We start from the raw sequence: 13,575 nt of genomic DNA on the forward strand, positions 1-13,575 counted from the left end.
GAGGCCGGCCAGGATCCCACCGTCGAAGGTGCGGCCGCAAGGCGGCGGGACGCAGGACACGCCTGATGAGACGGTGTTCGCGGCCATCATCTACGTCTTGGTCAGCGGCTGTGCCTGGCGGGCCCTGCCATCGTGCTTCGGGATCTCGAAGTCGACCGCTCACCGCCGGTTCCTGATCTGGTCCAGAGCTGGTGTCTGGGGCCGTCTGACCAAGCGGTGCTGCACCGGCTCGACGATGCCGACCTGATCGATGTCACCCGCGTGGTCCTCAACTCCGCCCATGTCAGGGCTAAAAAGGGGGTGAACACACAGGTCCGAGCCCCGTGGACCGGGGCAAGCCGGGTTCCAAAATGCACATCCTGTCGGACGCGAACGGACTGCCCCTCCTCGTCGGCGTCTCGGCTGGCAACACTCACGACAGCCGAAGGACTGGAGCCCATGGTCGAGGGTCACCAAACGAGACACGACCCTCACCGCGGCTGGTACTTCAAGCCCCGGCGCCTGCACGCGGACAAAGCCTACGACCGTGCTGAACTACGCAAATGGCTTCAGTGGAAGCGCATCGGAGTACGGATCGCCCGCAAAGGCATCGAGTCCAGTGAACGATTAGGGCGACGCCGCTGGGTCATCGAACCGACCATGTCGCGGCTGTCCGGCTACCGCCGCCTCAGTCCCCGCTACGAACGCAATCCCCGCAACTACCTGGCCTTTCTCGAACTTGCCGCGGCCATGTGCTGCTACAAACGTCTCGTCCGCCTCACCATGTAGGACACGGTCTAAGAGCCACGGCCAGTCGGATGCCCGCGGCCTTGCCCGGCTGCTTGGCGAAGGTCAGGGGCCTGCTCCGAGCATTCGAAGCCAACCTGAACAGTACGTTGTAAGTTCCGCCCTTCGCTCCGGTCCCAGTGACAACTCTGCCATCACCCGTGAGTGGCATACGGAAGGGGCCTCGTACGCGGTTAGCATCAGTATCTTCGTCGACTACTGGAGTTCACTGCTATGTCGTTGCCACGCCTCGGAGTTGTCATCGTGACGATGGGCACTCGCCCGCGAGAGCTCCAGGATCTGCTTGCCTCAGTGGAGAAGCAGGACATGCGTGCCGCGAGAGTAGTGCTGGTTGGAAACGCCACGCCCCTCACTGACATCTCGGCTGATGTGACCAAGATCCCGCTGAATGAGAATCTGGGCTGCCCCGGCGGCCGCAACGTTGGTCTGAAGATGTTGCAAGAGTCGGGCGACGTCGATGTTGTGGTCGAGCTGGACGACGACGGCCTGCTCATTGCCGACGACGTGTTCCGCAAGGTCCAGCACTTGTTCGCGGAGGACCCCAAGCTGGGCATCATCGGCTTCAGGGTTGCTGACGAGCACGGGCACACAGAGCGACGCTGGGTGCCCCGCCTGCGCGCTGACGATCCGATGCGCCGTGGCTTGGTGACCGCGTTCCTCGGTGGCGGACACGCCTTCTCGATGCACATGCTCAACGAGATCGGTCTATGGCCGTCGGAGTTCTTCTTCGGGCACGAAGAGTCCGACCTAGCCTGGCGTGCGCTCGATGCAAGATGGAAAATTCTCTACGAGCCGGCACTCGTCCTTCAGCACCCAAAGACATCACCAGCCCGGCATCCGGCCTACTACCGGTTCACAGCCCGGAACCGTGTATGGCTCGCCCGCCGCCGGCTTCCTCTTCCCTTGATTCCAATCTATCTCGGAGTGTGGATCTTCCTTACCATGGCACGTATCCGGTCCCTCCTCGGCCTGAAAGCATGGTGGGGCGGCTTCATCGAGGGCATGCGCACGTCGTGCGGCCCGCGCGAGCCGATGAGGTGGCGCACCGTGTGGCAGATGACCAGGTTGGGCCGCCCACCAATCCTCTGAAGATCGTCGGCCGCAGCCTAACCACCAGCGCAGGAGGAACTTTTGAGAACGGCCGAACACGTTCCCTATCAACTCCGTTCCACAGGCTTCGGCAATCGCGCGGTGGCAGCCTTGTCGTGGACGTCGAGCGCCTTGGCGATTACGCGACTCCGGGCTCGAAAGACGAGCGACGGATCAAAGGGGACAGGCCGTTCTGCGGTGGGATGCCGACCCCGCACGATCCCGGCTGCCCTGGGTAGCGGCCCCGAGAGGACCCACCAGGCTTCTGCTGAGGGCCTTTGGGTCGGCTCGTTTCGAGTGACTTTGTCAGTCAGGCGCCGTGTGCTCAATCACCCTGCTCAGCGCAAGGATAGAGCCGCTTCCGTTTATGGGCTGCGTGAAAGCGGCAGTACTCCTTGAAGTCTCCGTTGGCCATCATCGCGCGGAGGGTGAGGACGCCGGCCGGAGATGTCCGTCCGATCAGATGAGGGCAGGTGCTTCGGCCGACGCCGACCATTGTTCACGACGACGGACAGCACCGCGGCCGGAGCCGCATTCTGGCTTCTGAGCTGTCATCATCCCCGCCACGGTAGTCCGCTGGTTGTGTGAGGGCTAGGGAACTTGCTGCGCGTCAGGGCCGGTTCGAGGAGTTTGCCGGGGAGGTGTTCGCGCAGCTGGTGCGGCGGGATCAGAGTGAGAAAGGCGCCTGGTATCTGCGGGGCTGCTGCCCATGGTGAGGCCACCGAACTCCACCAGCCCACCTACAACGGACTTGAGCCCAGGTCCCTTCCGCGTTACCGCAGTCGGCCGGTGTCCTTGCGTGACCACATGCTGGGCACAGGACAAGGCCAGGGACGGATCCTGACCTGGCGCAAGGGCTCCAAAGCCGCAATGAGCTCACCCTTCGTGCTGGTGCCGTCAGCCTTGCCGGACGTCGGCTCAAACCCGCCGCGGACGGCACGATCGGTCTGAGCCGGCTGATAGCCCAGCCGCCCGAAGACGGGGACGAGCCGTGCAAGTGCTGGATAGGGAAGGAACAGGGCCCGCCGCGGCTGGTGACGGATGACATGTGGGGTCGGATCGAACCGCTGCTGCCGATTCGCACTCGGGAGGGAGCCAAGCAAGTGCCTGCAAGGTGTCCTATTCCCGCTGCACACGGATATGCAGCGGGACTGGTGGCTGCAGGAGCTCGGCTTCGGCTCCGGGATGACCTGCTGGCGTCGGCTGCGGGACTGGAACCAGAGCGGGTCTCCGGCTACGGGCGCCACATGTTCATCTGCCAATCGAGGAACAGATCGTCTATCTCGGAAAGGTCACCCGTGGTGAACTGAACGGAGTTGATGGCATCAACGTTCTCGCGCAATTGAGCAACACTTGAGACCCCAATCGCTGTCGAGGTCACGCGTTGATCTTTGAGGGCCCAGGAAATAGATAATTGCGCAAGGGTTTGACCTCGCCTATCCGCCAATGCTTGAAGTAGACTCAATCTATCAAGAAAATCCACAGTAATGACTTTAGGTTTGGGGTGTTTGCCAAGGGCTGCACGGGAATCACGTGAAATTCCCTGGAGGTATCTATTCGAGAGTAGCCCTTGAGCCATCGGCGCAAAGGAGACGCACCCTACGCGCTCCTTACCTAAGGCGTCGAGTAGCCCGTCTTCTTCGATCCAGCGGTTTACGATTGAATACGAAGGTTGATGGATCAATGTTGGCATATTCAATCTCCGCGCAATCTGAATGCAAGTGTGCGTATCCGCAACATTGTAAGATGAAATACCGGCATGCCTAGCCTTGCCCTGACGAACGGCAAGAGCTAGCGCACTCATCGTTTCCTCGAGTGGGGTATCCATGTCGCGTCGATGTGAATAGAAGATATCGACATAATCTAATCCCATGCGGCCAAGTGACTGATCAAGCGACGCCAGGAGGTGCTTCCTCGTCCCTCCTGCACCATGAGGGCCCGGCCACATGGGGTACCCGGCCTTAGTGGAGATAATTATTGAATCTCGCTGACGCTTTAGGTCCGACTGCAGCACCTTTCCGAACCTAATTTCCGCACCCCCCGGGGGTGGTCCATAATTATTTGCCAAATCGAAATGATTTACACCAAGTTCGAGTGCGCCCCGAATAATTGCCCTCTGCGTAAGCGGATCACCATCCTCCCCAAACCGCTGCCACAAACCAAGCGAAACGACCGGGAGAAGTGGACCGGCATCTCCAGCTTGACGGTATTTCATTCTTACAGGAGGCCTTTCTTGTAATGGCCGCAATATCCAACCCTCGCCCGCCTTGGCGTTAGCGAGGTGTTTCAGCTCGACTGCCGCCGAGTCGAGTTGCCGTGAAAACGACCGCTGGAAGAAGTGAAGCTCCTGCTGGATGGGCTGTTCACAAGATCGACCTGTCCGCATGAAGCATCGCGTGCTTGTCTACCCATCAGGGCCCAACCTGTCTAGTCACCCTTTGATTCCCGTCTGATCTGCTGAACTTCTGGTGCCGTTGGTGCGGTTTACTGCACGTCCCATCGGGCCGGCAGGCCCTGGCCTGGCCCATCGGCACGTCGACACCCGTGCACTCAGATCGTGGCTGGCTTCAGCCTTGTGATCGCCACGGTCTACCGCTACTTAGCTGAGACCGACGAGGTTCTCGCGACACTCACCCTCGACCTTCACGGAGAAGCAGGGTGCCGACGGCGCGGTCCGGCGCCCTTACAGCAGCCGCGCCGCTCGGATAAGCTAACCGCTGGTCCACGAGCTGCCAACGCGTCGGAATCAATCATCCAAGGTGAGACCCCGGTAGCCATGCCCCCAATCGGCGGTCAATCGATGCGTCCGGACCGATGACGCAGCCTCCAGGCCATGCGTTCAACAGGGCTGAATGTCACGCCACCTCCAGAGGCCAGACCCCCATTGCGATGCCGCCAAGAGGGAATGGGGGATCCCGACGTATCGGCTAATCAGCAGCCTTATTTCGCTGTTGGCCTATGGACGGAGTCACATCGCCCGCCATGTTCTCAATAGCGCCAAATGTGCCTGCCTGGAGCGCAAAAAGATTTCTCCTGATGACGCGAACAGCAACGCAGTGCGCAGGTATGGTTGTTGCCGTCCGCCGCCACACACCCAGTGGGTGCGTGGCGGCGGACGCGCAATCGCCTAGCGAAGCAATACCCCGTCACCCGCATGGACGGTTTCGGTCACAAAGGGTGGGTGGCTCAGGGTCGCTTCTCGGACCTGGTCGTCGGTCGGCTACAAGGGGCGCGCGAGACGGGGGGCTATGAGCCAGTGGCTTTCCCCTCCCTGGCAGCTGTTCGGCGCGAGAGAGATGAGCAAGGAATTGGTATGCAGGTGAAGTGGGCGGCACTTTTAAGCCCTGTCGTTCGTGAGGTGGCGCGGTGTGGTCGTATCAGCCGTGAGCGGATGGAACTGCTGAAACTAGTGCGGGCGGAGCGTCGCACGTTGGCTGGCCTGCTGGGTACTCATCTGCTGGCTGCAGCGTTGCCCACGGTCAATGCGATGGCGATTGGTTGGCTCACCGCACGGCTGAGCTCCGTTGTCAGCAGAGGCGCCGATGCGAGCACGATGACGGTTCCCCTGGCTGTCCTCGTCCTCCTAATGCTCGCCGAAGAGCTGGCAGTGGCCTTCCGGGATGTGCTCCAACTGGTCGTCGCAGGGCGTCTGGACGGCCGTGCCCGCAGACGGGTCCGTGCACTCGTCATGGAGCCGCGCTTCATCAGCCACATGGAAGACCCCGAGTACCTAGATGACGTCAGTCGCGCCTCGAACATCGGTGCCGGTACCTTCCGTTCACCGGGGAAGGCCGCGGTCGGACAGATTCTGCTGACCTTTCGCGTGTTCTCGGCTTGCGCAGCGACTATTCTCCTTTCCCTCTACTTTCCCGTGCTTGCTCTTGGGCTGCTCGCTGCCTCTCTTCTCATGCGGTCCATCATCCGCAGGCAGTGGATGTACCTCGCCTCCGTCATGAGCGCCGGCGAACGCGGTGCGCGTCGCGTCCGGTACTGGACGGACGTGGCAGGCGGCCGGGAGGCGGCGAAAGAGGTGCGCCTCTTCGGGCTCGTCGCGTGGGCGGTCCGGCGTCGCACCCGTGAGGCACTGGAGTCGGCGGCCGACTTGTGGCAGGCCAGGGCCGAAGTGTTGGGGAAGCAGTGGTGGACGATCGGGATAGCTCTGGGCTCGGCCGCCTCCGCCCTCTTTTTCCCTGCGCTCGCCTTCCGCAGGGACGAGATCAGTGCCGGCGAGCTCATGACCTGTCTCACGGCGGCATGGGTGATCTTCCAAGTCAGCTTCATGGGCATGGAAGCATTCGACATCGAGTATGGATTTGACGCGGTTCAAGCCCTGCAGCGCCTCGAAAATCGCGGCAGACGAGACGGTTTAGCCTTCAGTGGCGGCATGCCGGAGAAAGGCCGGACCGCACCGGCGGAGGTCAGACTGGAGAAGGTGACCTTCCGATACCCCGGTTCCGACCAGGCTGTGCTGGACGAACTCGACCTGCACATAAGCTCGGGAGAAGTCCTGGCCATCGTCGGAAATAGCGGAGTGGGGAAGACCACGCTGATCAAACTTCTGGCTGGCTTGTACGAAACCGATGAGGGCCGGATCACCGTGGACGGGACAGACCTGTCGGAGATCGACGCAGAGGCTTGGCGCGGTCGGCTCGCCGTCGTCTTCCAGGACTTCAATCGCTACCCGCTCAGCGCGGTTCTGAACGTGGCCTTGGGAGCACCAGAGGCGATGCATGACACCGCAGGAGCCGTACGAGCCATGACCCGGATCAGCGGTGGCACGCTGCCAGGATCACTCCCCTTCGGCCCGGACACCGTGCTCTCGGGGGAACAGCCCGATGGCGTTGACCTCTCCGGGGGGCAGTGGCAGCAGATCGCTGTGGCACGAGCGATGTTCGCTGCCCAGCATGGTCGAGACCTGATCATCCTGGACGAGCCGACTGCGCACCTCGACGTGGAGACGGAGGCCGCCTTCTACCAACGGGTAGTGACCGAGGTGCGAGGCAGGAGCGTGGTCCTCATCTCTCACCGCATGTCGACCATTCGCCACGCCGACAGGATCATCCTGCTCAGCGATGGGAAGGTCGCGGAGAGCGGAAGCCATCAGGAACTCATGGCCGCTGACGGAGAGTATGCCCGCCTTTTCAAACTGCAGGCAGCACGTTTCAGGGGGCATGAAAGTTCCGAGGCGCCGGCCCGGTCCTCGTGACGCAAAGGGGCGGGAGACGTCCAAGTCTCGCTGGTGAAAGCAGATTTAGAGGAAGCATGAATAGAAAGCAACAACTTCTGCGTCTCATGATATCCCTGACATGGCGGGTAGACCAGCGAGCTTCTCTGCTCGTGACGTCGTTAGGGGTTCTGCAGGCCGGGGCAGTAGCCATGAACGGCCTCAGCCAGCGTTGGCTCATCGACTCGGCCGGTCTCGATACCGTGACAGGCCTCTTCTCGGCGGTGTTGGTGGGCGCTCTTTCTCACGCCGTCATGGCGGCGGGCGGACGATATCAAAGCAATCTGCAGTCTGACCTTGCGGACCGAGTCGACGTCAAAGTCAATGAAGACGTCCTGAACATGGTGGCGAACGTGCCCACCATCGAACACCTGGAACGGCCCGACTATCTGGACCGGATCTCCGTGCTGCGGCGAGGAACCCACTCCCTCGCCGCGGTGGGTTGGCGGCTCGCGGACGCCGCCGCAGCAGTTGCGAGCATTCTCCTGTCTCTCTGGCTGCTGATCGGCGTGCATCCGACTCTCGCGCTGCTCGCAATTCTTGCGGTGCCCCCTCTGTGGGCTGCAAGCCGCGGGCAGAGAATCATACGGCGGGCGCGCGATGCGAGCGCACAGCATGAACGGAGAGAGGAGGCGCTGCACGACCTGTTCGTCAACCCTGCACGGAACAAGGAGATCCGAATAGCGGGAGCGGGGCACATCCTGAGTGACGAGGCAGCCGCATCCTGGGAGGAGCGGAACCTCCTCCGGACGACGGCTGAACTCCGAGCAACCATGTGGCAGCTCGTCGGATGGCTCTGCTATGCAGGCGGATTCGGGATGACGTTGGCCCTCGTCGTCAAAATGGCAGCTGGAGGCGAGGCGTCGGTCGGTGACCTGGCCCTGGTTCTGGCACTCGGCATGCGCATGCGGTGGCAGGTCCGCGTCGCCGTCGACACATTCATGCGTCTCGCAGAGGCGGGTCAGGCCACGAATCACTTCTGGTGGCTCACCTCGTATGCTGCGAAGCGTAGGAACGCCGCGGCCGATGAGCCTCCGTCGGCGCTGCGGGAAGGGGTCGTGCTGAAGGACGTGAGCTTCACCTATCCGGGGGCCAAGAAGCCGGCGCTAGACGCAATCGACCTCACCCTGAGCCCCGGAAGGACCGTCGCCCTCGTCGGGGACAACGGTGCTGGGAAGACCACCCTGGTCAAGCTGCTGACGGGAATGTACCTGCCGGACCAGGGGTCCGTCACTGTCGAGGGTGCCTCCCTGGACACACTGGATGCTGCTGCCTGGCGTACCCGTACCTCAGCCACATACCAGGACTTCGTGAAGTTCGAGGTGCCCGTGAGAGACGCTGTGGCCATCGGACGTCTCAACCCGGCGGTGAGCCCAGAGGTGATCGACGATGCCCTGGCACGGGCCGGTGCCGCGCACTTCACCGAACGGCTGCCTGAGGGTATTCACACTCAACTCGGCCTCGTGCACGAGGGTGTGGAGTTATCGCACGGCCAGTGGCAGAGGATCGCGCTTGCCCGAGCTCTGGTACGTACCGGTGCGTTACTGCTCGTGCTGGATGAGCCGACCGCCGCACTCGATCCCCAAGCCGAGCAGGACCTGTACGAGCGGTTTACGAAGGAGACCCGCGCCTGCCCCGGAAGAATCACTGTTCTGGTGTCACACCGTTTCAGTACAGTCCACATGGCGGACGAAATTGTCGTCATGGATTCTGGACGCGTGACCGAGTGCGGAACACACCAGGAACTGATGGCGAACCAGGGACGGTATGCCGATCTCTTCGCCAAGCAGGCCAACGGCTACTCGGACACGGAGAAGGCTCCCTCGGCTAACCAGGAACCGATCTGACGCTGGATGCTGCCGACCGCCGGGTGAGCCTGGCGGCCGGCAGACCGACGGCGAAACGTCGAAAGGTGGTGGCTGCCGGTGGGGCCGAGGTTTGCAATGAACTGGGACGCCCAAAGATGTTGATTCGCCGCGGGTAGCTGGCTGTCCGCAATGCCGGTCGTGCTGAACGAGCCGGACGGCTCCATCTGGGTGGCACGAATCAGGGCAACGTCTGGTCGCATCCCCCGTTCCGAGGAGTTGTCGAGCACCGGAGCTCCTGATCAACGGTCGCCGACGGCAGGCCCGCATCTGGCCACCCTCGGCCGTGCCCGTTCCGGAGTCCTCTCAGGCCAGTCGCACCGAACGATCCATGAGGGTCATGGCACCGGTCACGGTCAGCAGACGTTCGTTGGAGTAATTCAGACTGGCCGAACGCAGATCCCTCAGGCAGCGTTCCAGCGGCACCACCGAATCCTTGGAGTATCCCAGCGACAGCCCGGCAAGTTCGATCATGCGGTCGACCGCCCGGTAGCACAACTCAGAAGCACAGAGCTTAAGAGAATTGAGGTGAATCTGCTGCACAGGCTCACCGACCGACTGCCCTGCACGCCAGCATTGTTCAACTTCTGACACAACCCGCTGGAGATAGCTGTGCACGAGTTCCAAATCTAGCCTGATTCTGGCCAGGCGTTCCCGTACCAGATCCGACGACAGCTGAGGGCCTCCGCGTCGGCCCGGCCGCCGGAGCTCCTGGACGAGCTCGGCGAAGACGCCCTTGGCGGCCCCCAGCCAACAGGCTGACCAACCAATATGGGCCATCGGGAGGTAGCTCTCCACAGCCACCTCCCGGAAGCCTCCGTGGCCGCCGATCACTTGGCGATCGGGTACCTTTCCCTTCAAATGCAGTGAGACGCTGTCCGTGCCGCGCATGCCCAGGGTCCGCCAGTCACCAGACTGCTCAATCCGCAGTTGACTCCGATCGGCGTAGATGAGGGAGACCTGGGTCTCGGGCGCTGTCGCCGAGGCCCGGAGCGTGATGAGGAATCCGTCGGCGTGTCTGCCACCGGTGACAACTGGTGCCTTCCGGTCGAACGACAAGTACTCATCACTGTGGAGAGCGGCGGAGTGGGCGGAGAGCGCGTGCCCGCCCTTGACTGGCTCCGTGGTGACCGAGGCCAGATAGACTTGGCCGGCAGCTATCTGCGGAAGTATCTCATCGGTGAACCCTTGGTTCCCGTAGCGCGCCAAGGCATCTGCTTGCTGGCAGTGCATGGCCCAGATCGACGCAGAGGTCAGGCAGGCGCCTGCGAGGAGTTGGGCTGTCTCCACGAACTGCGACAACGACATGCCCCACCCGCCGTGCTGCGACGGTATGACAGAGCCCAGGAGGCCGGAGGTCCGCAACGCAGTCAGGCTTTCCGAAGGGAAGCTGGCGTTTTCGTCGACCTCACTCGCGTGTCGGCGGAGCACTGGCAGCACTTGATCCAGTGCTACTTCGTGGTCCGGACGGGATGTGCTCACGCCTCCGCTCCCTGGTCACGGACGGCGGTAATGGCCTTCCACACGCTTTCGGGAGTACTGAAAGTGCTGCTCTGCAGCATCTCGTCCGGCAGCGAGATGGAGTAGTGGTCCTCCAAAGACAGCAATAGCTCCACCGTGCCCATGGAGTCCAGCCCAGCTTGGGCCAGATCGGTGTCAGGCCGCAGCGGCTCGCCCGGAGGCAGATGCTGCAGTACGGGTCGCAGCATGTCCTCGAACTGGGCATCCCAGGGGTCACTCATGCCGATCTCCCTCAATCTCTGTCTCCTGCAGGATCAGTCGACGCACGGTGCGGACAGCTTCCCCGTCGACGACCGCCTCAGCAGCCACGGGGTGGCTCAGGAAGCCGAGGAGACTAGCAGTCAGCCCGTATGCACCCACGTTCGGAATGGTCAGTACGTCGCCCACGCGGGGCTCGGGAAGTGAGGCGGAACGGCTCAGTACGTCCAGCGGTGTACAAAGCGGTCCAACGAGGCTGAATTGGAGGTCTCGCCCGGTGGCCGACGACTCCTGCGCCGACGGCTGGGCACCGGGAGCCATGATGCGGCCCAGGCCTGACATGCCACCCAGGGTGTGGGTGCCCGTGTCCAGGACGACGAATGTCTTGCCTTGGCTCTGCTTCACGTCGAGCACCGTCGTGATCAGGGTGCCGCTGTGCGCAGTCAAATAGCGGCCCGATTCGAAGGCCACTTGCGGCCGCGCTTGCCTCCAGCCGGGCAGGTGGGTGTCCAATGACGTTGAGAGCTTCGCCCGCAGTTGCCGGTAGTCCAGCAGCGCTCCCGGCTTGGCGTAGGGCGCCGCGAACCCACCTCCAACATCCACCAGCGATGCCTGCAGCCCCGTCCGGGACAGCACCTGAGCGGCGGTCGCGATGCTCATGTCGAATTCGCGGGCCAAGACGTTGGGGTCCGCGATGTTGGTGGCAGGATAGAGATGAAGCCCGATGGGGGTGAGCCGTCCTCGAGCCTGGAACAGGTGCGGGCTGGCCAGCGCACTTTCCAGGTCGATGCCAAACTGCGAGGCAGTTCCCGTCATGCGGAGCCCGGAGGTTCCACCCCCCGCCTGCGGGGCGTTGATGCGCACGAGGTACCGCACATCCGCCGCGCTCTCGGCTGCTGCTTCTGCCAGCCGCTCGTACTCCGTCGGTGACTCCACGGAGAATAACCGGACGCCGGCGGCGAGCGCAGTACGAATCTCATGCGGGGACTTCCCCGGCCCCGTGTACAGACAACCCGCGGACGACAGCCCCGCGCGCAGGACAGCATTCAGTTCTCCCAGGGAGCTGATCTCCGAGCGAAGCCCGAACGAGGCCAGTTCGGCCACCAGGTGCGGGTGCGGATTGGCCTTGAGTGAGTAGAAGAGGACTGCCTCTTCGGGGATCGATTGGAGCAGAAGTTCGGCCGCCCGCCGGATCTGGTTTAGCTGGTAGACGTAGAGGGGGGTGCCGAACTTTCTGGCCAGTGCTCTCATAACGCATCCGTGTTGTCGGTGGCAGCCAGTCGCTGCTTGTCGGCCTTTCCATTGACCGTGCGAGGAATGCTGGCCAGCACGGTGCAACGGTCCGGGACCTTAAACGGTCCCAGCCGTTTGGAGAGTTCCTTGAGCACCCCTGGGCCGCTGAGCACGCTGACGACCCACATGCGCAGTTCACCCGAACCGTCAGGCGCCACCACCGCTGCCTCGCTGACGCCGGGGATGTCGAGTGCCGCCGCTTCGATTTCCGCGGTACTCATCCGGACGCCGCGCCGTTTGAAGATGTCGTCGCGTCGCCCCACGACAGTCAGCAGGCCCTTCTCGTCGAGCCATCCATAGTCGCCTGTGTACAAAGCCAGCTCGTCCGTCGCCGGCCAAAGGCGGTATCGCTGGGCCGAGGAGTCCGGAGCCCGCCAGTAACCGGCCATGACGTGGGGGCCCCTCACCACGATCTGACCGGTACGTCCCGCAGGCAGCGGGCGCCCGATTTCGTCGATGATCGTCACCTTGGTGCCGGCTAGCGGGGTGCCAACCGTCCCCGGGTGGTGAAGATCGGCGTCGGGTGTCCCGATGGAGATACGCTTGCATTCAGTCATGCCGTACATAGCGACGACCTGAGCCCCAGGCAGCACGGATCGCAGTGCACGAGCAGTACTGGCTGTCAGTTCCTCTCCCGTGCTGGTCACCAAACGGATCTGTGCCGGAACCGCCCCACGGCGCGATAGCCGGATCACGGTCCGGGCCAGCGACGGAGTCAGCGGCAGGACCGTTGCTCTGTAGGAGCTAGCGTCTCGTAACAGGGCTACCTCGGGCTGTCGGCCCGTCAGTGCCAGTTCGCACTGGGCAATGGCGCACAGAAAGATCTGATATAGGCCATAGTCGAAGGAGAAGGGCGACCGGCAGTAGACGATGTCGTCGGCCTCGTAGCCCAACCGTTGAGAGATGGCTCCGGCAGAGAACGCCACCTGGGCGTGCGGACAGACCACCGCTTTGGGCGTGGAGGTCGAGCCGGAGGTGTACAGCATCAGCGCTGTGTCAGAGGGCTGGGGGGACTGCTCCTGCCGGTGATCATCTTGATCTCGCCACCCGCCGGAACCTAAGTCTGCGAAGAGATGGCTGACGGAGACCCGGAGGAAGGATTCACCGACGCCCTCGGCGGACTCGTGGGTCGCCTTGGCGGCTGGAATCTCTGAGTCGCTGTCATGGACAACGAGCACCGGCTTGGCATCCGCTAGCAGTCCCCGTGTCACATACGGTGGCAGGTCCGGGCTGAGCGGAACGAAGACCGAGCCTCGGCGCAACGCCCCGTACAAGAGGGCAACAGCCTGGCGGGAGTTAGGTAGCTGCGCCACGACGCGGTCCCCGCGTGACACTCCGCGTGCGTGCAACCACCGCGCCACGCGAAAACTGTAGGCGTCTAGCTGGCCGTAGGTCCAGGCTCCCCACTCATCCCGGACGGCGATGGCCTCCGGCCGCCGTGCCGCGGCCGCAGACAGCCAGTCGAGTACAAGCGGATGCGTCCGTGCCATCGGGACGCCCTCGCCCATCACTGTTGGTCACCCGGTAGAAGTGATACCTGACCTCGGGGAATCACATCGAGTTCCAGCCCACGTCCCTGGGACCGGCAGTTCCGACGCA

Annotated in this window: 8 protein-coding genes and 1 pseudogene; 4 read left to right on the forward strand and 5 right to left on the reverse strand. The window is 63.0% G+C overall.

Going from position 1 to position 13,575, the window contains the following annotated elements; translation table 11 throughout:
• Window positions 1-13 precede the first annotated feature (13 nt).
• Both SNA_RS41565 and SNA_RS23880 read left to right on the forward strand, forming a co-directional pair.
• Window positions 14-768 (forward strand): annotated as a pseudogene (locus tag SNA_RS41565) (IS5 family transposase); the annotation flags it as partial.
• A 231-nt stretch (window positions 769-999) separates the two neighbouring features.
• On the forward strand, window positions 1,000-1,875 hold the full coding sequence (locus tag SNA_RS23880) for a glycosyltransferase family 2 protein (protein WP_030063343.1): 876 nt from the start codon (window positions 1,000-1,002) through the stop codon (window positions 1,873-1,875).
• Between the two features lie 1,234 nt (window positions 1,876-3,109).
• On the opposite strand, the gene SNA_RS40300 is transcribed toward SNA_RS23880, so the two are convergent.
• Entirely contained in the window at window positions 3,110-4,261 is a 1,152-nt protein-coding gene (locus tag SNA_RS40300; protein WP_338059817.1) for an aldo/keto reductase, read from the reverse strand.
• Between the two features lie 927 nt (window positions 4,262-5,188).
• Between SNA_RS40300 and SNA_RS38525 the strand changes: the two genes are divergently transcribed.
• Both SNA_RS38525 and SNA_RS23890 read left to right on the forward strand, forming a co-directional pair.
• Window positions 5,189-7,081 (forward strand): ABC transporter ATP-binding protein, encoded by a 1,893-nt coding sequence (locus tag SNA_RS38525; RefSeq protein WP_052808969.1) that lies wholly within the window; start codon window positions 5,189-5,191, stop codon window positions 7,079-7,081.
• A 170-nt stretch (window positions 7,082-7,251) separates the two neighbouring features.
• On the forward strand, window positions 7,252-8,946 hold the full coding sequence (locus tag SNA_RS23890) for an ABC transporter ATP-binding protein (RefSeq protein WP_051877066.1): 1,695 nt from the start codon (window positions 7,252-7,254) through the stop codon (window positions 8,944-8,946).
• Window positions 8,947-9,270: 324 nt separating this feature from the next.
• On the opposite strand, the gene SNA_RS23895 is transcribed toward SNA_RS23890, so the two are convergent.
• From SNA_RS23895 to SNA_RS23910, 4 genes are read right to left on the reverse strand one after another with little or no spacing between them, the layout of a single operon-like run.
• Window positions 9,271-10,446, reverse strand: a complete 1,176-nt coding sequence (locus tag SNA_RS23895; RefSeq protein WP_044366746.1) for an acyl-CoA dehydrogenase family protein — start codon at window positions 10,444-10,446, stop codon at window positions 9,271-9,273.
• A complete protein-coding gene (locus SNA_RS23900) occupies window positions 10,443-10,706 on the reverse strand; it encodes a phosphopantetheine-binding protein (protein WP_037788526.1) in 264 nt (87 codons plus the stop codon). Before SNA_RS23900 ends, SNA_RS23895 begins: the two co-directional genes overlap by 4 nt.
• Window positions 10,699-11,934, reverse strand: coding sequence for a type III PLP-dependent enzyme domain-containing protein (locus tag SNA_RS23905; protein ID WP_044366747.1), 1,236 nt, complete (start codon window positions 11,932-11,934; stop codon window positions 10,699-10,701). The genes SNA_RS23900 and SNA_RS23905 overlap by 8 nt, the downstream gene beginning before the upstream one ends.
• Window positions 11,931-13,484, reverse strand: a complete 1,554-nt coding sequence (locus SNA_RS23910; protein WP_044366773.1) for an AMP-binding protein — start codon at window positions 13,482-13,484, stop codon at window positions 11,931-11,933. Before SNA_RS23910 ends, SNA_RS23905 begins: the two co-directional genes overlap by 4 nt.
• Window positions 13,485-13,575 lie beyond the last annotated feature (91 nt).

It is taken from the genome of Streptomyces natalensis ATCC 27448 (assembly GCF_000935125.1).
Taxonomy (GTDB): domain Bacteria; phylum Actinomycetota; class Actinomycetes; order Streptomycetales; family Streptomycetaceae; genus Streptomyces; species Streptomyces natalensis.